The sequence below is a fragment of the Hominimerdicola alba genome, from assembly GCF_900112155.1.
Taxonomy (GTDB): Bacteria; Bacillota; Clostridia; order Oscillospirales; family Ruminococcaceae; genus Hominimerdicola; species Hominimerdicola alba_D.
On the sequence record NZ_FOKQ01000018.1, the window covers coordinates 25,806 to 44,546 of the forward strand.

General features: G+C 47.0%; 25 protein-coding genes. 20 read left to right on the forward strand and 5 right to left on the reverse strand.

Going from position 1 to position 18,741, the window contains the following annotated elements; genetic code table 11:
* Positions 1-115: 115 nt before the first annotated feature.
* Positions 116-1,546: a S1C family serine protease gene (locus BM265_RS10930; RefSeq protein ID WP_074961763.1), complete on the reverse strand. Its 1,431-nt coding sequence runs from the start codon at positions 1,544-1,546 to the stop codon at positions 116-118.
* A 249-nt stretch (positions 1,547-1,795) separates the two neighbouring features.
* Between BM265_RS10930 and BM265_RS10935 the strand changes: the two genes are divergently transcribed.
* From BM265_RS10935 to BM265_RS10970, 8 genes are all read left to right on the forward strand, one after another.
* Positions 1,796-2,182 carry a VOC family protein gene (locus BM265_RS10935; protein WP_074961764.1) on the forward strand — a complete coding sequence of 129 codons (387 nt, stop codon included), beginning with the start codon at positions 1,796-1,798 and terminating at the stop codon, positions 2,180-2,182.
* A 290-nt stretch (positions 2,183-2,472) separates the two neighbouring features.
* On the forward strand, positions 2,473-2,622 hold the full coding sequence (rpmG, locus tag BM265_RS10940) for a 50S ribosomal protein L33 (RefSeq protein ID WP_002848320.1): 150 nt from the start codon (positions 2,473-2,475) through the stop codon (positions 2,620-2,622).
* Positions 2,623-2,640: 18 nt separating this feature from the next.
* Entirely contained in the window at positions 2,641-2,895 is a 255-nt protein-coding gene (secE, locus tag BM265_RS10945) for a preprotein translocase subunit SecE (protein WP_074961765.1), read from the forward strand.
* A 43-nt stretch (positions 2,896-2,938) separates the two neighbouring features.
* Positions 2,939-3,466 (forward strand): transcription termination/antitermination protein NusG, encoded by a 528-nt coding sequence (nusG, locus tag BM265_RS10950; protein ID WP_074961766.1) that lies wholly within the window; start codon positions 2,939-2,941, stop codon positions 3,464-3,466.
* A 115-nt stretch (positions 3,467-3,581) separates the two neighbouring features.
* Positions 3,582-4,007, forward strand: a complete 426-nt coding sequence (rplK, locus tag BM265_RS10955) for a 50S ribosomal protein L11 (RefSeq protein ID WP_024857480.1) — start codon at positions 3,582-3,584, stop codon at positions 4,005-4,007.
* A gap of 15 nt (positions 4,008-4,022) precedes the next feature.
* Positions 4,023-4,718 (forward strand): 50S ribosomal protein L1, encoded by a 696-nt coding sequence (gene rplA, locus BM265_RS10960; protein ID WP_074832554.1) that lies wholly within the window; start codon positions 4,023-4,025, stop codon positions 4,716-4,718.
* A gap of 318 nt (positions 4,719-5,036) precedes the next feature.
* Complete coding sequence (locus tag BM265_RS10965; RefSeq protein ID WP_074961767.1) at positions 5,037-6,323, forward strand: hypothetical protein; 1,287 nt, start codon at positions 5,037-5,039, stop codon at positions 6,321-6,323.
* A 35-nt stretch (positions 6,324-6,358) separates the two neighbouring features.
* Entirely contained in the window at positions 6,359-6,913 is a 555-nt protein-coding gene (locus BM265_RS10970) for an RNA polymerase sigma factor (protein WP_074961768.1), read from the forward strand.
* Between the two features lie 161 nt (positions 6,914-7,074).
* Here the strand turns inward: BM265_RS10970 and rlmH are convergent, their stop codons facing one another.
* From rlmH to BM265_RS10985, 3 genes are read right to left on the reverse strand one after another with little or no spacing between them, the layout of a single operon-like run.
* Positions 7,075-7,560: a 23S rRNA (pseudouridine(1915)-N(3))-methyltransferase RlmH gene (rlmH, locus tag BM265_RS10975; protein WP_074961769.1), complete on the reverse strand. Its 486-nt coding sequence runs from the start codon at positions 7,558-7,560 to the stop codon at positions 7,075-7,077.
* On the reverse strand, positions 7,560-8,345 hold the full coding sequence (locus BM265_RS10980; protein ID WP_074961770.1) for an MBL fold metallo-hydrolase: 786 nt from the start codon (positions 8,343-8,345) through the stop codon (positions 7,560-7,562). Before BM265_RS10980 ends, rlmH begins: the two co-directional genes overlap by 1 nt.
* Positions 8,338-9,156 carry a Cof-type HAD-IIB family hydrolase gene (locus tag BM265_RS10985; protein WP_074961771.1) on the reverse strand — a complete coding sequence of 273 codons (819 nt, stop codon included), beginning with the start codon at positions 9,154-9,156 and terminating at the stop codon, positions 8,338-8,340. The genes BM265_RS10980 and BM265_RS10985 overlap by 8 nt, the downstream gene beginning before the upstream one ends.
* A 178-nt stretch (positions 9,157-9,334) precedes the next feature.
* On the opposite strand from BM265_RS10985, the gene rd reads away from it, so the two are divergent.
* On the forward strand, positions 9,335-9,493 hold the full coding sequence (rd, locus tag BM265_RS10990; protein WP_074961772.1) for a rubredoxin: 159 nt from the start codon (positions 9,335-9,337) through the stop codon (positions 9,491-9,493).
* Positions 9,494-9,569: 76 nt separating this feature from the next.
* Here rd and BM265_RS10995 read toward each other — a convergent pair whose 3' ends face one another.
* Positions 9,570-10,859 carry a UDP-N-acetylglucosamine 1-carboxyvinyltransferase gene (locus BM265_RS10995; RefSeq protein WP_074961773.1) on the reverse strand — a complete coding sequence of 430 codons (1,290 nt, stop codon included), beginning with the start codon at positions 10,857-10,859 and terminating at the stop codon, positions 9,570-9,572.
* A 1,176-nt stretch (positions 10,860-12,035) separates the two neighbouring features.
* Here BM265_RS10995 and ruvC point away from each other — a divergent pair.
* From ruvC to BM265_RS11045, 11 genes are all read left to right on the forward strand, one after another.
* A complete protein-coding gene (gene ruvC, locus BM265_RS11000) occupies positions 12,036-12,536 on the forward strand; it encodes a crossover junction endodeoxyribonuclease RuvC (RefSeq protein WP_431767992.1) in 501 nt (166 codons plus the stop codon).
* 9 nt (positions 12,537-12,545) lie between these two features.
* Positions 12,546-12,704 (forward strand): hypothetical protein, encoded by a 159-nt coding sequence (locus tag BM265_RS20090; RefSeq protein ID WP_177219579.1) that lies wholly within the window; start codon positions 12,546-12,548, stop codon positions 12,702-12,704.
* Positions 12,705-12,751: 47 nt separating this feature from the next.
* On the forward strand, positions 12,752-13,351 hold the full coding sequence (gene ruvA, locus BM265_RS11005; RefSeq protein ID WP_074961777.1) for a Holliday junction branch migration protein RuvA: 600 nt from the start codon (positions 12,752-12,754) through the stop codon (positions 13,349-13,351).
* Between the two features lie 37 nt (positions 13,352-13,388).
* Positions 13,389-13,895: a hypothetical protein gene (locus BM265_RS11010; protein ID WP_074961780.1), complete on the forward strand. Its 507-nt coding sequence runs from the start codon at positions 13,389-13,391 to the stop codon at positions 13,893-13,895.
* A 15-nt stretch (positions 13,896-13,910) separates the two neighbouring features.
* The gene (ruvB, locus tag BM265_RS11015) at positions 13,911-14,948 is read left to right on the forward strand and encodes a Holliday junction branch migration DNA helicase RuvB (protein WP_074961782.1); all 1,038 of its coding nucleotides are present in this window, start codon (positions 13,911-13,913) and stop codon (positions 14,946-14,948) included.
* Between the two features lie 200 nt (positions 14,949-15,148).
* Entirely contained in the window at positions 15,149-15,493 is a 345-nt protein-coding gene (locus BM265_RS11020) for a hypothetical protein (protein ID WP_074961784.1), read from the forward strand.
* Between the two features lie 11 nt (positions 15,494-15,504).
* Positions 15,505-15,867 carry a hypothetical protein gene (locus BM265_RS11025; protein ID WP_074961786.1) on the forward strand — a complete coding sequence of 121 codons (363 nt, stop codon included), beginning with the start codon at positions 15,505-15,507 and terminating at the stop codon, positions 15,865-15,867.
* 88 nt (positions 15,868-15,955) lie between these two features.
* Positions 15,956-17,305: a phosphoglucosamine mutase gene (gene glmM / locus BM265_RS11030; protein ID WP_074961787.1), complete on the forward strand. Its 1,350-nt coding sequence runs from the start codon at positions 15,956-15,958 to the stop codon at positions 17,303-17,305.
* 27 nt (positions 17,306-17,332) lie between these two features.
* Positions 17,333-17,893: a GNAT family N-acetyltransferase gene (locus tag BM265_RS11035; RefSeq protein WP_074961789.1), complete on the forward strand. Its 561-nt coding sequence runs from the start codon at positions 17,333-17,335 to the stop codon at positions 17,891-17,893.
* A 35-nt stretch (positions 17,894-17,928) separates the two neighbouring features.
* Positions 17,929-18,237 (forward strand): hypothetical protein, encoded by a 309-nt coding sequence (locus tag BM265_RS11040; protein WP_242940827.1) that lies wholly within the window; start codon positions 17,929-17,931, stop codon positions 18,235-18,237.
* Between the two features lie 9 nt (positions 18,238-18,246).
* On the forward strand, positions 18,247-18,741 hold the full coding sequence (locus BM265_RS11045; RefSeq protein WP_074961790.1) for an NAD(+) diphosphatase: 495 nt from the start codon (positions 18,247-18,249) through the stop codon (positions 18,739-18,741).

The following is an 18,741-nucleotide window of genomic DNA, read 5'->3' on the forward strand; positions in this document are numbered from 1 at the left end:
ATCTGATGGTCAGCTGTTCTTTCTTTTGTGTAAAATGAAGAAGAAAAGAGCCGCACGTTAGTGCAGCCCTTTCCCGGAAGTAAAGAATATGAAAAATGATTAGAAGAATGCTTTGTCAGAACCCTCCGAAAAAACTGAAAGGGTCATAGTAGTAATCGTCATAGTCGTTGTAATTGTTGTAGTAGTCATTGCGGCGGGTGTCGTTGTTTTCGGTGACCACCGTTTCGCCTGTAGCTTCGTCAAGTACAACGTCTATATTTATCTTTCGGCTGCTTCGGTAGACTGTCAGTGTCACCGTGTCGCCGGGTTTATGCTTGTTCTTGACATCGTTCAGCTGAACTATGCCGTTTATTATAGTATCATCGATAGCGATGATGATGTCGTTCTCTTTAAGACCCGCAGCCTGTGCGCCGCTGCCCTCAGTTACCGTCTTTACCAGGAATCCCTGAGGTATGCCGTAGTAAGTGGAGTAAGCGGATTTAACATCAGCGCCTGTGATACCAAGGCTGGGTCTGCCTGTTACATAGCCGTAACTCATAAGGTCACTGACTATAGGCAGTGCGTCATCTATCGGTATGGCGAATCCAAGACCTTCAACTTCCGCTGATGCCACCTTAGCGGAGGTTATCCCCACTACCTGCCCGTAAGCATTTATCAGCGCACCGCCGGAGTTACCTCCGTTTATGGAAGCGTCGGTCTGAAATACCTTCATGGTTATATCTTCAACAGTTATCGTCCTGTCCTTAGCCGAGATTATTCCCGAAGTAGCGGTGTTAGCCAGGTCAAGTCCAAGGGGATTTCCTATAACTATCGCAAGCTCGCCAACCTGTACATCTGCAGATTTTCCTATCTCAGCCTTAACAAGATCGTTCTTTTCGATCTTCAGCACCGCCAGATCTGTCTGGGTATCTTTACCAACATTCACCGCGGTGTAAGTCAGCTCGTCCTGATTCTCATCGCCGTTTCCGTAATAAGGGGGAAGCACAACCGATATAGACTGCGCGTCCTTGATAACGTGTGCATTGGTGATGATGTATCCGTCTTCGCTGAGGATTATACCCGAACCTGTAGCAATGCCCATCTCTGTGATGCAGCTTATGCCGACTACAGAGGGTGACAGTTTGCTTATGATGTCAGGTATCTTCATAGCATCTTCGGGTGCCGCCAGCTGTTCCAGCGTAGGAAGATTGCTCCTGTTGACAGAAGCGGCCGAAGGATCGATACGCTCTGTGTCAGCAACTTCCTTGCCGGCTGCATCATTTCGGTCAGCAGGAAAGACGCCGTCCCTGTCAGTGACTATCCTGTAACCCACAATGGAAGTTACAGCTATCGCACCAACACCCAGCACCGCCACAAAAGCAGTGAGTATCTTTTTGCCCGCAGAACCTTTCTTGCCCGTGGGTTCATAGGAGTACTCGTGCGCCATACCCTGAGGAACGTAATTCTGCGGCTCGCCGAAGCTCTCGCGGTTCACATAGGGCTGCTGAACCGAGGGTGTTCTGTTATCATCATAAGGCGGATATCCGCCGCCGTTATATCCGTTCAATCAAACGCCCTCCTTGACAAACTGGTCGGTCTGTAATATAATGTATTACAGGATCTGCTGTACGTCATCTGACAATATTCATTATACCCGCAAATGTGATAGTTAAATGACAATCATAAAAAACTTTACAAAATTATTTCGTGGTGTTAAAACCGCGCAGATACGCAGGGGTTATCCACAAGAAAATTATAATTGTCCCTTTTTACTTTTGTGTTGTAGATAAGATAAACGGGATTTGCGGAGGTCGCGATGAAGAATTATACACAAGTATATGTAAAAAACAGTTTTGAAGCAGCTGAAACATACTGTAAAGCTTTTGGCGCAGAAATAACTCGTAAATTTATGAACGAGGATAACACAGCTTATGAACACTGCGAGTTATCTGTAAACGGGGAAGGTTTTTTGGCATTGGCGGAAGCGAAAAATCCTTGTGATATAGATGTAGTACATAAATATAAGTGGGAAACCATGACTTTTAACGTTTTTGAAATGGGAACTGAAGGAGCCGTTTATAATGCTTTTCAAGTTTTGAGCGACGGCGGTGTAATTATCAAACCTATCGGAGAACTTCCATGGAGTAAATGCTGTGCTACCATTATTGACAAATATGGCGTGTGCTGGTGGATTTCAATTTAACAAATTCTTATTTATATTAGGAACACTTTTGTAAAAAAAGAAAGCTAGAATTTACATTTTTTTTACATAATATCCTGCGTGACACTTGACAACGCACCCACTATATGTTATAATATGTGTACCTCTTTATGAGGTCTATTTTTTTGCGCCGAAAAAAACGGAGGCAGAAAATCATAAGTTACCTCAGAATGCCGTAAGGTGCGGCATTTGCGCTTAAATGCGCATGAGGGAGGCAAAGACGTACCCCAACCGTTCTTTGAGGGGTATAAATTTCGTCAGGAGGTGCCGAAATGAGAGTTAAGATCACACTCGCGTGCACAGAGTGCAAGCAGAGAAACTACAACACCAAGAAGAACAAGAAGAATGACCCTGACAGACTTGAGATGAATAAGTACTGCAAGTTCTGCAAGAAGCACACTCTTCACAAAGAGACTAAGTGATTCTGAAAGGAGTTAGCTATGGCTAAGGACGCTAAGGACACAAAGTCTAAAAAGAAGGACGCGAAAGAGGAAAAGAAGAAGGGCGGACTCGGTAAGTATTTCAAAGAGCTTCGCGCTGAACTGAAAAAGGTCGTATGGCCCACAAGACAGCAGGTCGTTAACAATACGGGTGTTGTACTTGTAGTAATGTCAGTAGTAGGTCTGTTCCTTTTCGCAGTCGATACTGGACTGAGCTATGCTATAAGCAAGCTGATCAGTCTGGGTACAGGCTAAATGCCTGTGACGGTATGAACGACATCAATATGGAGGTTTAAGCATGGCAGAAGAAGCAAAGTGGTATGTAGTACACACCTATTCCGGCTATGAGAATAAGGTAGCCCAGAATATTGAAAAGGTCGTTGAAAACCGTAAGCTCCACGATCTTATCCCTGAAGTGAGGATCCCTATGGAGACCGTCACTGAGATAAAGGGCGAAAAGACCGTTGAAGCAGAAAAGAAGCTGTTCCCCAGCTATGTGCTGGTGAAGATGGTCCTTACAGATGACAGCTGGTATATAGTAAGGAATACCAGAGGCGTTACAGGATTTGTAGGTCCCGGAAGCAAGCCCGTGCCCCTTTCCGACAGGGAAGTTGAGGCTCTCGGCGTTGATACGGGCACGCAGACAGTCAGAACGGATATCGCAGTTGGTGACGATGTTATCATGGTCGGCGGTTCCTTCGACGGCATGAGCGGTACAGTTTCCGCACTTGACCTTGAAAATGCTGCGGCAGATGTAACAGTGTCTATGTTCGGCAGAGAAACATCAGTAACACTGCCCCTCACTCAGCTGAGGAAAGAGGACTGATAATTAACAGCTTGGGGTGAGATCCCCCGCAAGTAAGCATGAGGAAGTTAAGCTTCCGGAAACGTGGGAGAGCCGCAAGGCTCGCCTTACCACTTAATTATGGAGGTGCAATATAATGGCACAGAAGGTAGTAGGCTATATCAAGCTTCAGATCCCCGCAGGAAAGGCAACTCCTGCTCCCCCTGTTGGTCCTGCACTGGGTCAGCACGGCGTTAACATTATGGCATTCACAAAGGATTTCAACGAGAGAACCAAGAACGATATCGGTCTGATCATCCCTGTTGTAATCACTGTTTATGCTGACAGATCATTCACATTCATCACCAAGACTCCTCCTGCAGCAGTTCTGATCAAGAAGGCTTGCAAGATCGAGTCCGGTTCCGGCGTTCCTAACAAGACCAAGGTTGCAACTATCACCAAGGATCAGGTTAGACAGATCGCTGAGCAGAAGATGCCCGACCTCAACGCAGCTAACATCGACACTGCAATGAGCATGATCGCAGGTACCTGCAGATCTATGGGCGTTGTAGTTGAGGACTGAGGGGAGGAATAAAGAATGAAGCACGGAAAGAAGTATGTTGACGCTGCTAAGGTAGTTGACAAGGCTAAGCAGTACGATGCAGTTGAGGCTCTTGAGCTGGCTGCTAACAATGCAAAGGCTAAGTTCGATGAGACCATCGAGCTCCACATCCGTCTGGGCGTTGACTCCAGACACGCTGACCAGCAGGTTAGAGGCGCTGTTGTTCTCCCTAACGGTACCGGTAAGAAGGTAAGAGTTCTGGTATTCTGCAAGGAAGACAAGATCGAGGCTGCAAAGGCAGCTGGCGCTGAGTATGCAGGCGGCATGGAGTTCGTTGATAAGATCACTAAGGAAAACTGGATGGATTTCGACGTAGTTATCGCTTCTCCCGATATGATGGGCGTTGTTGGTAGACTCGGTAAGGTCCTCGGTCCCCGTGGTCTGATGCCTAACCCCAAGGCTGGTACTGTTACTCCCGATGTTGCAAAGGCTGTAACTGATGCTAAGGCTGGTAAGATCGAGTACAGACTCGACAAGACCAACATCATTCACTGCCCCATCGGTAAGGCTTCCTTCGGCGTAGAGAAGCTGGAGCAGAACTTCAATACTCTCGTTGATGCAGTAGTTAAGGCTAAGCCTGCAGCTGCAAAGGGTCAGTATCTGAAGAGCATCACTGTTGCTTCTACTATGGGCGTTGGTATCAGAGTAAATACCGCTAAGTACGGCAACTAATTTTGTTCGTTATGCGTGTATCCGTTTATGCGGGTACACGCTTTTTTCTTGAAAAAATATTTTATGGTTATCCCGCTAACATATCAAATTTATTTGTGTTATTTCGGAACTTGAAATACTTGGCGGATATCCTTACCCCCCGCCGTAGGCGGGGGGTGAGGATATCATCGACACAATGTTTTCTTGTTATATATCACTATGGCGTGGTGTGGGAAAGGGATAGTCAAAAAATTTTTTTAGAAAAAGTGAGTGGTTTTATTTTTTCTCACGTATATGTATATGAAAGATCTTTCAGAACTAAGAAAAGGAGGATACCTAATGAAAAATTTAACAGAGCTTCTAAAGGACATCCCCCTTGATGAGATGACGGGAGGTCTTGATATGAATATCAGCGAAGAAAATAGAATAAAAACCAATGTGCAGAACAACAAAGCTAAAATAAAGAACAAAGCCCCGGCAGCCGTAGCCATAGCAGCCTGTGCGGCTGTAGCCGTGGCTGGTGCGATGCATTACAGGGGCAACGATATCCCCGAACCCGGTGTGTCCAATGACAGCACCGTCACTACGGATGCAGAGGATTGCACCGAAGTTACCGATGCAATATCGACAGATGACGAAGATTACACAAAAGCGAATAACGAAAAATATATCCGTCTCTGGTATGAAGATCACGGAAGGGACTATGACCTTGTAAAGGATCGTATAACCATTATGGATTCCGAGGAATGCGAGGAGTTAAGCGGCGGCGGTTATATACAGGGTTTATATGTAACCGGTGAATCGAAGTTCGTTGGAATCCCCGATGTTGATATCAGGGTTGCTGATGTAAGGGTATCCTATCCGTTCTATGAGATAGATTATTTAATAAAGTCAGATGACGCAGACTTACTTGATGACGTTGTTCTGAGCTCTGGATTCTTTGTCGGCGAATATAGCTATTATACCAATGATACTAAACTGTCTTGGCGTGGAGAAGATGTCGCAATATACACTGCTCATATCGATCTGTCTAAGGGAGATGCCTATGATCATGCAAAACTTGGCGAAAAACTCGGCGTGACTGTTGCTGATAAATATTTAGCCGAATTCACACTGGGCGAGGATATCGAGTTCGATCCTGAATATGTATATGACCACCATATCTCCGCGAATGCAGACGGAAAGTGGAATATACAGCGCGCTCTATATCCCGAACAGGGTAACGTTGATATCGATTATACGATAAATTCCGTTGATTACTCGAATTATAATCTGGCATTCAATTTTACTCTCAATACGGAGCTGAACAATTTTGATTCGTTCTTCTTTGGCGAAGAGATAGCTACAGTATTCCACAGTGATGAATATGTGGCTGAATTAGAGGCTGCAGGCAAACTGGAATATGGAACAGAACTGGGCTGTGAATACGACCCTGACCGTGACTACCACTTTGTTAAGCTTGAATATGCAGACGGCACTATTAAAAATCTTGATTTCAACGCTGTTGCCACACGAGAGCTCGATGACGGCACTTTGACCATCACATTCAATAGCCTTGACTATCCCTTTGATGCCGACAGTGTTACAGCTATCCATCTTGGTTCAGCCGTTATACCTGTAAAATAATATCATAAAAAACAAAAAAGAAAGGCGGTGACACCATGACCGATGAAGAGATACTAACGCTCATGCAGCAAAATGATTCCTCAGCACTTGATGCGCTGATGGCAAAATACAAGACCCTCGTGAGCTTCATAATCTCCCAGTCGGTCAGGGGCAGCGCCGATGTTGAGGAAGCTGTGCAGGATACCTTCTTCAAGGTGTGGCGCAACAGGTCTTCCATAGATACCGAAAAACGAAGCCTTAAAGGCTACATAAGTATGCTGGCGAAATGCTGTGCCGAGGACAAGCGCCGAAGCACCGCCCGCCATGCCGCTACCGACGATATCTCCGAAAAAGAAAACGACCTCGGAATCGATATCGACTACGAGGACGAAGCCGCAAAAAAGGAGAATATGCGCATCATCGCCGAAACTATCCGCGAGATGCCCTCTCCCGACCGCGAAATATTTATAGACAGATACTACTTCCGTCTCGCCGTAAAGGATATCGCCGATATGCGTAACTTAAAGCCCAAAAAAGTTGAAAATATCCTCGCCCGCCGCAAGAAAAAACTGGGCAAGGAACTCCTGAAAAAAGGCATTATCCTCTCTTAAATAGACAAAAGACACTTTCGCACCAAACGAAAGTGTCTTTTCTTTTAGTCTAAATATTAAGGGCTGTTTTGTAGAAGCAGAAGCCGTTCTCTCGACCCTGACAATAATTATGAATTAATGAACGCAATAACGCTGCGCTTTTATTGCTATGAATTATGAATTCATTTGTGGTATTTCGAGCCCTTGGCTATCTGAAAACCCCTGTATACCTGTTCCAGCAGAAGTATCCTGGCAAGCTGATGGGGGAATGTCATCTTCGACATTGAAAGCTTCATGTCTGCCCGCTGTTTTACCGATGGCGCGATGCCAAATGAGGACCCGATGATGAAATTCAGCGTGGAATAACCGCGGGTGCCGCAGTCTGACATAGCCGATGAAAGTTCTTCGCTGGTCAGCTGTTTGCCCTCGATGCACATGGCGATGTTATACGCGCCGTTGGCATTCAGGTACTTTTCCATGGAAGCCGCTTCGCTTTCCAGCGCCGCCTCTATCTCCTTGGCAGAGGGGTCATCTGAAAGCCGATACTCGTTCAGCTCCACTATCTCGATCTTGCAGAAAGCCCCAAGACGTTTCACGTACTCAGCCGCCGCGTCACGCCAGTACTTTTCTTTCAGCTTGCCCACAGTTATAAGATTCACTCTCAGCATTAAAAGACCACCGCCCTTCCCGTGCCCTCGGGCTTTGCCGCCGCCAGAAGATAATCCTCTCCCCGCACATAGCCGCAAAGCGCCTTGACAGCACTGTTTTCCGCCAGCGTTGGCGTGTTGTTGTGCTGACTTATGTGCCCCAGCACAAAGCTGTAAACTCCCGCCTTGACAAGACGAACCAACTCACGACCGCAGTCGCCATTTGAAAGATGTCCCCGCTCGGAAACTATCCTAGCCTGTAAGTCAGGGGGATATGGTCCGTACCTCAGCATCTTCGGGTCGTAATTCGATTCCAGAAGTACCAGCCTGCACTTTGCAAGCTGTTCATGAATATCATCCGTCACCGTACCAAGATCGGTGCAGACAGCACAGTCAGTCCCGCCGGGAACAGTTATCCTGTAACCGCAGCTTACGGGAGTGTCATGGGGTGTCCTGAAAGCCGTGACCCCGAAACCGCTTATATCTACGGTGTTTTCATCAAGCTCTTCCAGCCTGCAGCCCTCACAGACCTTGTCATTCGATGCCAGAATTTCAAGATTGCCCGAAAGGGAGTAAACAGGCACTTTCAGCTTCTTCGTCAGAACTTTCAGCCCTGCGATATGGTCGGTGTGAGTGTGTGTGACAAGCACCGCCCGAACAGCAGAGGTATCTATACCCGCATTACCCAGAGCCGTGCATATCTTCTTGCAGCTCACTCCAGCATCCACGAGTATGCCTGCCTTTTCGTCCCCTATGTAAGTGCAGTTTCCGCTGCTGGATGAGAAGAGGGGGTACATCCTAGCCATTGAAAACCTCCTTGAGATACTTTGCCACACCGTTCTCGGTGTTAGCGCCTATTATCTTGTCAGCCGCTGTTTTCAGCTGAGGTGTCGCGTTGCCGACAGCTATTTTTTCGTCTGCCGCATCGAACATGGGCAGGTCATTAAGGTTGTCACCGAAAGCCGTTATCTTTGTACATCCCAGCTTTTCGCGGAGATACCGCACGCCGGCTTCCTTTGAAGCGTTTGCGCTGAAAACTTCCAGATACCACTCTTCGCCGTAGATATCGGGGTAGTATGCAAGCTTTATATCGCTTTCGTCTTTCAGCGCATCATACATCGGCTGAAGCTTTTCGCGGCAGTCGATGAAGCAGAAGTAAATCACATCATCTGCAAGATTTTCGAGCCTGTCCGTATTGCAGAAATTCTTGCCGTATCTTTGTACTCTTTCCTCATAAAACTCATGCATGGTATTGTTGATAAGATTGTCATAAGCAGTGGTCATGACATTATCCTGCATACGGTACATGAAGGGCGCCAGATTCAGTTCAAGGCGGAGTTTCAGCACCTTTGCCACAGCGGCATCGCTAAGCTTGTTTACTACATCGAACGCTTTTTTTACAGGGTCGGATATCAGTACGCCATTCATAAGTATCAGCGGTATCCTGAGGTCCAGGTCTTTGAGTATTATGCCCACAGAAGCGGGACTGCGGGCTGTTGCTACAGTAAACGACATACCCCGGGAGATAAGTTCGTTGAGGTCGGCTGCTGTCTCGGCAGGCAGCTCGGCATTTTTATCGAGCAGAGTACCGTCGAGGTCGGAAATGAACAGATGCATGGTTTTCTCCTTTCTGTTGTTGGATATATTTGGTCTTTCACTCTATAAATCAAATAGGCTACCCGTTACACACTCACCACCCAAATTTTTCCTGAAAAACAAAAAATCTCCAAAAACCTCTTGCAATTTCTGATAATTTATGTTATACTTATAAAAATTTTATTAAGGAGGTATTTCTATGAAATACGTATGTAACATTTGTGGCTATATCTATGACCCTGCTGAGGGCGCACCCGATAACGGAGTACCCGCAGGCACCGAGTGGGAGAATGTTCCCGATGATTTCGTATGTCCTCTGTGCGGCGTAGGCAAGGACAATTTCAGCCCCGAGGGATAATTTTACGGGGATATTTGTCACAAACCGATAACATCAATAAAGCCCCTCTGCCGCAAGGCGGAGGGACTTGTTTTTATCAGCTGCTCATTTCAACATGCTCATTGTCAGGCACGATAACGCGGGTGATATCAGCACCAAGTTCGCGAAGCTTTTCATCGATGTGCTCGTAACCGCGCTCGATGTAATGTATATTGTCGATCTCTGTCAGACCGTCAGCCGCAAGACCAGCGATGACCAGTGCGGCACCGGCTCTTAGGTCGGTAGCCTGTACAGGAGCACCCTTCAATGTGGGAACACCCTGTATTATCGCCACTTTTCCGCCCTCAACGGATACATCTGCACCCATTTTGCGCAGTTCGGCAACATACCTGAATCTGTTATTGAAGATCTCCTCAGTCACCTTGCTGGTACCCTGTGCCATAGTCAGCAGAGTTGAGAACTGAGGCTGCATATCGGTAGGGAAGCCGGGGTGAGGCTGAGTTTTAACAGTTGTATTCATAAGAGGAGAGTCTACCCAGACATGAACGCTCTCGTCGTTCTCCTCGACGTTTACGCCGCACTTACGCAGCTTCGCGGTGATGGATTCAAGATGCTTGGGTATAACATTTGCAATAACCACATCGCCCTTTGTTGCAGCGGCAGCCACCATGTAAGTGCCTGCTTCGATCTGATCGGGGATAGTAGCGTAAGTTGTGCCGTGAAGATATTCAACGCCTCTGATCTTGATGACATCGGTGCCTGCACCTCTGATATCAGCGCCCATAGAATTAAGGAAATTAGCAACATCAACGATGTGAGGCTCCTTAGCTGCATTCTCGATGATAGTCTGACCCTTAGCCTTGACAGCCGCAAAGATAGCGTTCATCGTAGCGCCAACGGTAACAAAATCAAAGTAGATCTGGTTGCCCACAAGCTTGTCAGCCTTCACGTAGTTAGCACCTCTGACCACCTCATCGGTAGCGCCGAGAGCCTTGAAAGCCTTCAGATGCTGATCGATGGGTCTGTCACCCAGGTAGCATCCGCCGGGCATGGGAACGAAAGCCTCATGGAATCTTCCCAGCAAAGTTCCCAGAAAATAACTGGACGCTCTCATCGTCTCCGCCAGCTTGTAGGGGACTTTAGTTGTGGTGATGGTGCTGGTGTCGATATAAATGACACCCTCTCTTTCCATCCTTACAACAGCGCCCATGCTTTTGAGGATATCAAGACATTTAGTGATATCGCTTATAGCGGGAACGTTTTCAAGCGTACAGGGTTCATCGCATAAAATAGTAGCGGCAACCAGCGCAACTGCGGCATTTTTAGCACCGCTGATGTTAACTGTGCCTTTAAGGGGATTGCCTCCCCTGATAAAGAACTTCTCCAAAACAATACACTCCTTGAGAGCCGGTAGATTGTATATCTCTTGCCGCCCGCCGACTCCTGCAATTTTTTTAATAGCGCAATAACGCGAATGCCGACATATTGCCGACTAAAAAAATCAATACCAGGTCTTTCCCGACAGCACAATACGGAGCGGCGTGCGTTCATATAGGGGTAAACGCCCGTGCTCTACTTTGAGAGGTGATGCCGTTCAGACAAAGCTTAAAATTATCTTAAGCTTTTTAGACCCTATTATTGTACCACACTATTCTCAAAAAATCAATAGGTGGTGAACCCTTTTTTTGAAAATTCGAGAAAATTTTTGTAAATTACACAAAATATCCCTATAAATATGAATTTTTCAGCTATCTATCAATATATAAAAACAATTATTTTGGCTGAAAACGAGTACGATACATTGGACTTTATATCAAAATAACCGCTTTTTATGTGATTTTCAGTACAAATTAATTCCCTAAATAGCAGTACATAAAACTGTACAGCAAATTGACAACGGTATATTTTACGATCTCGCTGCCTGCGATATAGGCATGATTTTACACGTTTTCCACTCATAAAATAAAATTATAATTTGTAAAAATAATTACAAAATGAAAATCCCGAATATTAACAAGATAAAGTTTTTTCGGGTAAACATCCAAATAACAATTTTTGATATGTGACCGGTTTCAAACAAATGTTTACATGATGTTCCCGATGTGCCGATAAATTGTATCTTTTGTACAATGTCTCATACCATATCATGTGCAAACAACTGTTTTTAAATTTAACCCGGACATATTTCTGCAAGAGTTGTACAAAAACGTACAACTTTTGCACCAAAAACACTGATAGTGAAAAGCCATTTCCAAAAAAGGACCCACGAGATGCGCTCACCAAAAATGAGTATCAAAAGATTTGCCTTTATACGCACGATGGCAGGCAGCCGCTGACTATGACCACGGTATATGAAGCGACGTGTTATACTGTATAACGGCAGAAACCTGATGATCCTCGCGGAGGTATGCACCCAAAACATCAGAATAACCAATAAATCAAGCCCTTTTCGCCCATTATTAAGCGCCCTCGCACTTGCAATTATTATAAAAGTATGCTATAATTAATTGTTAATATGAAGAATTGTACCCTTTTACGGCGAGGAGGAAGCATTTTGAGGATAATGGGCATCGACCCCGGCTATGGTATAGTCGGCTATGGCGTGGTTGAATTCAGCCACGGGCACTTCACCCCCATAAAGGCAGGAACCATCAAGACCCCCTTAGATATGGAGTTCCTCAAACGCCTGAGAGTCATCTACCTTGATATGCAGGGGCTTATCGAGCATTACCGCCCCGATGAAGTCGCGGTGGAAAAGCTGTTCTTCAACACTAACATAACCACGGGTATCGATGTTGCACAGGCAAGGGGAGTGACCCTGCTGCCTGCTGTTATGCAGAATCTTCCCGTGTACGAGTATACACCTCTTCAGGTGAAAAGCTCCATAGTCGGGTACGGCTATGCCGAGAAAAAACAGGTGCAGGAGATGGTTCGCTCAATGCTCCATCTTGCGCAGATAATCAAGCCCGACGATGCCGCTGATGCTATGGCGATAGCCATAACCCACGGTCTTTCGCTGAATACCAGAAAGATCATGGAAAAATACGATAAAGCGGCAAAGTGAGGTGCTGTCATGAAAGACCAACGCGGCATATGCGATGAGTGCGGAAGCGAATTCCTGATCTCGGCATCGAAGATGAAAGCACTCTGCCCTGAGTGTTCACATATCCTGTACGGCTATGAGAACTTCGCACACGTTTTCAAAAACGGCAGATGCGAAAAATGCCTGTGAGACGGCAGCAGATCACAATTTACCAGAAATATCCAAGGAGAAGAAAAATGATATATTCCGTAAGAGGAAAACTTATACATACCGAAAGCGAACTTGCTGTGGTGGAATGCGGCGGAGTGGGCTATGCCTGCAAGACTACGTTCTATACACTGCAAAAGATCGCGGGTGAGAGCGAAGTTACGCTGTACACCTATCTTGCGGTCAGGGAAAATGACGTTGACCTGTTCGGCTTTTCGACACAGGAGGAACTGCGCTGTTTCAAAATGCTGATAACCGTTTCGGGAGTAGGACCCAAGGCGGCGCTTTCCATACTTTCATCGAATACACCTTCGCAGTTTGCGCTGACAGTTGCCACGGGGGACTTCAAGTCCCTTACAAAAAGCAAGGGCATTGGCGCTAAAACTGCCCAGAGGATAGTTCTTGAACTGAAAGACAAGATAGCCAAGGAGAACACCATATCCGTCCGCGGCGGCGAGACCATCGCATCGGCGATACCTCAGGGCGGCGCTATTGACGAAGCTGTTACCGCGCTGGTGGTTCTGGGTTACTCCGAGGGTGAAGCGGTGCAGGCACTTTCGGGGGCTGAACCTACTGCCTCGGTTGAAGATCTGATAAAGACCGCACTTGTAAGACTGGCGAGGTTCTGATCAATTCATAAAGAACAGGCTTTTGGAGAGTGATAGCATGGACGAAAATTTTGAGAAATATCAAAAGGAAGTCATAAAGGACTTTCTCAGAAGACATTGGACGCTTATACGTATAATTATGCTGGTGCTGTTATTGTTCTTTAAATTTTCCCCGAAACTGGAAACGATGATGAAGCCCAAAGATATCCCTGTTGCGGTGACAATTGAATTAAGCGGAAAAGAAGACGGCGAATATCACGGGTATTCGTTCTATCTTGAAGACGAACAGCCCATGATGGGGCTTGTCAAAGACGGGAACACTTACAGAACTATCCCGATCGAACGGGAAGAGTATGATTCCATGATCAGTGCAGGATACCGTAAATATTCGGATCGCGACATGACTGTCGATGGAGCCGTTACGACATATTATAAGATCACGCTGACCGATGCTTCGGGCAAAGAAAAGTCAGTCAACGGAAAGGCTGCGCCGGCGTTCCTGAGCTCGATTTACTACAATATCGGCGTTCTGACAGATAAGTATATCAAGCAGCCTAAAGTTTAAAAGGGAAGTGAACTGATGATAGAAGAATCCGAGTTCGATTATGAGCGCTTTGTTTCCCCTAAGGAGACCGAGCAGGAAACTACGGACGATTTTGAGATAAGCCTTCGACCTCTCACACTTGCCGAGTATATCGGTCAGGAGAAGGTCAAGGAGAACATGAAAATATATATCGATGCGGCAAAGCGCCGCGGTGACAGCCTCGACCATGTGCTTTTATACGGCCCTCCCGGTCTTGGCAAGACCACCCTTGCGAATATCATAGCCCATGAGATGGGTGTGAATATTCGCACGACATCGGGTCCTGCCATTGAAAAGCCCGGCGACCTTGCGGCACTGCTGACAAACCTTGAAAAAGGTGATGTGCTGTTCATCGATGAGATACACCGTCTTTCCAGGCAGGTGGAAGAGATACTCTACCCCGCCATGGAGGACTACGCCCTTGATATAATCATGGGCAAGGGACCTGCGGCAAGGTCTATCAGGATCGAGCTGAACAAGTTCACGCTGATAGGCGCCACCACCCGTTCGGGACAGCTTTCGGCGCCGCTGAGAGACCGTTTCGGTATGCTGATGCACATGGAGATGTACTCGGTGGAAGAGCTTGCGGACATTGTAAAAAGGTCGGCGACCATACTTGGTGTAGCCTGCGATGATGACGGCGCCACCGAGATAGCCGCCCGCGCAAGGTGTACTCCCCGAATAGCCAACCGCTATCTGAAACGTGTCCGCGATTTTGCCGAAGTCATCGGCAACGGGCGCATAACTCAGGATATCGCGAAGATAGCCCTCAACCGCATGGAAGTTGATAAGCTGGGGCTTGACAGCCTTGACCGTCGTTTGCTTGAAATGATAATCAAGGGCTACAACGGAGGCCCTGTGGGACTTTCAACTCTTGCGGCGGCGATAGGTGAGGAAGCGGTCACTCTTGAAGATGTCTGCGAGCCGTATCTGATGCAGCTGGGATTTTTAGCAAAGACACCCCGCGGACGCTGTGCGACTCAGCTGGCTTATGACCATCTGGGGATACTGAAAAACGGGCAGACGCATTTGTAATTCATAGCAATAAAAGCGCAGCGTTATTGCGTTCATAAATTCAGAATTCATAATTATTGGTGCGGGCACGAGTTTGCTGCTTTTACAAATAATTTTTGGAGTGAAGAGATTATGCGGAATAGCGTATGTTCAGCCGGCAGCTGTTCTTCATGGCAGCAAATGGTGATTTCTTTAAGAGATAATTCTGAAAGGTGAAGCATATGACTTCTTCAAAACTTAAAAAAGCCAGAGCACTTGTGGGCATACCCATCGTGGTGCTGGTTATCGGGATAGCCTGCTTCGCACTTTCCATGGTGCTTGAAAAGCCCACGGACAGAGGCACTGTCTACTCGGTGGTATCTGCTGTATGGCTGTTTGGATTGTTTCTGGCACCTATACCGTGCTTTGTGATGTCCCTGGTGGGTACGGTCATGGCGGCGAATGCTAAGAAAAGCGGAGAGCAGGGTGCAAACGGAACTGTGATACTCGGCGTTATGGAGTTACTTGTTGCCGTAGGTCTCGCGGTACTGGCAGTGCTTATGTTAATAGGCGGACAGGGAGTTTAAAGAGGTAATATATGAGAGGTAAGCTGTACTATGCAGCAAAGAAAGTCACGGGGGCGGCATGGGCTGTGTTGCTTTTTCCGCTGTTGTGGCGTATAATATCGAAGTTCATGGTAGCTAACAGTGTCAACGGCGTTGCTGTTGAAAACTACGGTCGGATACTTCTGATCGGCAAAGCTGTGGCGCTGATCGCGGCGGGAGTAAGCTTCATACTGGCGGTCATCGGCGGAGTGCTTTCGGGAATTTCGCTGAAAAGGAAAGACATCGGCGCGGGAAAGCTTTTGGCGGCTGATATCGTACTTGCTGTGATAACAGGTACGGTAATCGGCGTGGTTATATGGTATGTACAGTTTTTCAGATACCTTGGCGGATGGTAAAACGGTATAATAAAAATGGCAAATAGCGGGATAAATTCCCGATGATATATTTGGAAGAATAAATTATTTATAAGGAGAAAAGTGAAAAATGGGCAGATTATTTGGTACAGACGGAGCCAGAGGTGTAGCTATTACAGAGCTTACAGTTGAGAGGGCTACACAGATAGGTAAAGCGGCGGCTCTGGTGCTGGCAAAGGACTGCGGTCACAGACCTAAGATAATAATAGGCAAGGACACCCGTATATCGGGCGATGTACTGGAGGCGGCTCTCTGCGCGGGCATATGCTCGGTGGGTGCGGATGCTGTTCTGCTGGGAGTCGTTCCGACACCTGCGGTGGCTATGCTGGTAAAAAAATACAATGCTGATGCGGGCGTGATGATATCCGCTTCACACAACTCTGTGGAATTCAACGGCATAAAGCTGTTCTCGGGTGAGGGCTTCAAGCTTCCCGACGATGTTGAGAACGAGATAGAAGCACTTATACTTGATACTCCCGATGAGATGGACAAGAATCTCAGCGAGGGCGTAAATGTGGGCAGAATGAAAGTCTGCGACGATGCTGTAAACGATTATATCGCCCACGTAAAGAGCACTGTTGACGTTGACTTCAAGGGCATAAAGGTATGTCTTGACTGTGCCAACGGTTCTTCAAGCGTTTGCGCACAGAAGATATTCGAGGAACTTGGTGCGGAAGTAGTTATGACCAACGACAAGCCCGACGGCACTAACATCAACGAAAAGTGCGGTTCTACACATATGGAAGGTCTGAAAAAGGCTGTTGTGGAGAATAAGTGCGATGTTGGTCTGGCATTTGACGGCGATGCTGACAGATGTCTTGCAGTTGACGAAAACGGCGAGCTTATCGATGGTGACAAGCTGCTGGCTATATTCTCGAAGTTCATGAAGGCTGAGGGCACACTGAAGCATGACTGCTGTGTTGTTACTGTAATGTCGAATCTGGGATTCTTCAAATTTGCTGAAAAAGAGGGCGTTGTTACTGCGACTACCAAGGTGGGTGACAGATACGTGCTTGAAGAGATGCAGAAGAACGGCTACAACATCGGTGGTGAGCAGTCGGGACACATCATACTCCTCGACCATGCAAACACAGGCGACGGCGAGATGACAGGTGCTATGTTCTTACAGATAATGGCTAAGACAGGCAAAAAGGCAAGTGAGCTAGCTTCTGTTATGGAGTGCTATCCTCAGGTGCTGGTGAATGTAAAGATAACTGCCGATAAAAAGGGTATGTGGGAAACTGTTCCCGAGATAACCGATGCTATAAAGATGTATGAGGAAAAACTTGGCGGCGACGGCAGGATACTTGTAAGAGAATCAGGCACAGAGCCCCTTGTAAGAGTTATGATAGAGGGCAAGGACGAGGCTGTTATAACCGAATATGCCAACAGCATAGCAAAGCTTGTAGAAAAGATGTAATACAGGGACAAAAGAAAGGGACACGTAATGGAAAGAGAGATAGTACTGCTCCCGAAAGAGAAATGGAAGGACTACGTACTTCCCATAGGTACAGTAAGTGATACCTATTATGATATGGAGATAGTACCTCTGGACAGCGAGGGCTGTACGGTAAAGCTGGTGAAAAAGCCTGCTGTGCCGAGGATAGTACATACTCCCGATGAATGGGGTTATCCCGATAAGCTTTATCAGGAATACAGGGAAAACGCCGAAGCATACGGAGTTTTATCCGAGGACGGCAATAGTTTACTGGCGTGCATAGAGATATGCACCGAGGAATGGTCAAACAGGCTGATAGTTTCGGAGCTGTGGATAACTGCGGAGCTCCGCGGGCAGGGGTTAGGAAAGCGGCTCATGGATACAGCTAAGAAAAGGGCAAAGGAACAGGGTAGGAGAGCCATAATACTTGAAACGCAGTCCTGCAATACCAATGCGATAGGCTTTTATCTGCATCAGGGATTTGAGCTGGTGGGCTTTGACACCTGCTGTTATACCAATGATGATATAAACAGGCGCGAAGTCAGGATAAACCTGGGGTACATAATGTGAGTACCGTTCATGAGGTGGATATATGAAGCTTGACTATGAAAAGTTCCTCGGCATATTCAAAAATGCTGACAGGCACAATGTGGACGAGACTACATTTTATTTTTGATGACCCCGACGAGCAGGAGCGTTATCTTGGCTGGATAGGCGGGCAGGAGAAGCCCTACTGGGTGGGGTACTGTGATATCCCCGACGGTTGCGAGTATTCTTCGGCGGAGGAAATGTTCACGGCGAAGATATTTGACGGCAGATCGCTGAAAGAACGCTGGGAACAGGCTGATATCTGCAATATCGGAGGGATAGATGCCGAGACATGGCTGAGTTATTACGAAGAAGACAGGTCGTGAGGTGATTTCATGAGATTTGAATACTGTCCCTTTTGCGGGAAGAAGACCATTCTTAAAGAGATAGGCGACGAGGGTCAGATACCCTACTGTGAGGACTGCGCCAGACCTCTGTTTGATATGTTTTCCACCTGCGTGCTGAACGTGGTGGTGAACGAGGATAACGAAGTACTGCTGATAAGGCAGAGCTACGGCGACACATCCAGGTATGTGGGGGTAGCGGGCTTTATGAAGATCGGGGAGACTCCCGAAGAAGCGGGCGCAAGGGAAGTTCTGGAAGAAACAGGGCTCACGGCGGAGAGTATCAGGTACATCGACAGTGCTTTTTACGATGGCAGAGATCAGCTCATGCTGGGACTTCTGGCGAGGGTAAAAAAGGCAGACTGCGATATCTCGGGAGAACTGCTTGAAGCTAAGTGGTTCACCTTTGACGATGCGGTGAAGACCGTCCGTGAGGGGAGCATAATACAGAGGTTCATAATCGCTGCTGAAAAGGAGATGGGATAG

Excerpts from the sequence above, each read along its gene's own strand:
- BM265_RS10935 (WP_074961764.1), top strand. The coding sequence starts at position 1,796 with ATGAAGAATTATACACAAGTATATGTAAAAAACAGTTTTGAAGCAGCT.
- rpmG (WP_002848320.1), top strand. The coding sequence starts at position 2,473 with ATGAGAGTTAAGATCACACTCGCGTGCACAGAGTGCAAGCAGAGAAAC.
- secE (WP_074961765.1), top strand. The coding sequence starts at position 2,641 with ATGGCTAAGGACGCTAAGGACACAAAGTCTAAAAAGAAGGACGCGAAA.
- nusG (WP_074961766.1), top strand. The coding sequence starts at position 2,939 with ATGGCAGAAGAAGCAAAGTGGTATGTAGTACACACCTATTCCGGCTAT.
- rplK (WP_024857480.1), top strand. The coding sequence starts at position 3,582 with ATGGCACAGAAGGTAGTAGGCTATATCAAGCTTCAGATCCCCGCAGGA.
- rplA (WP_074832554.1), top strand. The coding sequence starts at position 4,023 with ATGAAGCACGGAAAGAAGTATGTTGACGCTGCTAAGGTAGTTGACAAG.
- BM265_RS10965 (WP_074961767.1), top strand. The coding sequence starts at position 5,037 with ATGAAAAATTTAACAGAGCTTCTAAAGGACATCCCCCTTGATGAGATG.
- BM265_RS10970 (WP_074961768.1), top strand. The coding sequence starts at position 6,359 with ATGACCGATGAAGAGATACTAACGCTCATGCAGCAAAATGATTCCTCA.
- rlmH (WP_074961769.1), bottom strand. The coding sequence starts at position 7,560 with ATGCTGAGAGTGAATCTTATAACTGTGGGCAAGCTGAAAGAAAAGTAC.
- BM265_RS10980 (WP_074961770.1), bottom strand. The coding sequence starts at position 8,345 with ATGGCTAGGATGTACCCCCTCTTCTCATCCAGCAGCGGAAACTGCACT.
- BM265_RS10985 (WP_074961771.1), bottom strand. The coding sequence starts at position 9,156 with ATGCATCTGTTCATTTCCGACCTCGACGGTACTCTGCTCGATAAAAAT.
- rd (WP_074961772.1), top strand. The coding sequence starts at position 9,335 with ATGAAATACGTATGTAACATTTGTGGCTATATCTATGACCCTGCTGAG.
- ruvC (WP_431767992.1), top strand. The coding sequence starts at position 12,036 with ATGGGCATCGACCCCGGCTATGGTATAGTCGGCTATGGCGTGGTTGAA.
- BM265_RS20090 (WP_177219579.1), top strand. The coding sequence starts at position 12,546 with ATGAAAGACCAACGCGGCATATGCGATGAGTGCGGAAGCGAATTCCTG.
- ruvA (WP_074961777.1), top strand. The coding sequence starts at position 12,752 with ATGATATATTCCGTAAGAGGAAAACTTATACATACCGAAAGCGAACTT.
- BM265_RS11010 (WP_074961780.1), top strand. The coding sequence starts at position 13,389 with ATGGACGAAAATTTTGAGAAATATCAAAAGGAAGTCATAAAGGACTTT.
- ruvB (WP_074961782.1), top strand. The coding sequence starts at position 13,911 with ATGATAGAAGAATCCGAGTTCGATTATGAGCGCTTTGTTTCCCCTAAG.
- BM265_RS11020 (WP_074961784.1), top strand. The coding sequence starts at position 15,149 with ATGACTTCTTCAAAACTTAAAAAAGCCAGAGCACTTGTGGGCATACCC.
- BM265_RS11025 (WP_074961786.1), top strand. The coding sequence starts at position 15,505 with ATGAGAGGTAAGCTGTACTATGCAGCAAAGAAAGTCACGGGGGCGGCA.
- glmM (WP_074961787.1), top strand. The coding sequence starts at position 15,956 with ATGGGCAGATTATTTGGTACAGACGGAGCCAGAGGTGTAGCTATTACA.
- BM265_RS11035 (WP_074961789.1), top strand. The coding sequence starts at position 17,333 with ATGGAAAGAGAGATAGTACTGCTCCCGAAAGAGAAATGGAAGGACTAC.
- BM265_RS11040 (WP_242940827.1), top strand. The coding sequence starts at position 17,929 with ATGAAAAGTTCCTCGGCATATTCAAAAATGCTGACAGGCACAATGTGG.
- BM265_RS11045 (WP_074961790.1), top strand. The coding sequence starts at position 18,247 with ATGAGATTTGAATACTGTCCCTTTTGCGGGAAGAAGACCATTCTTAAA.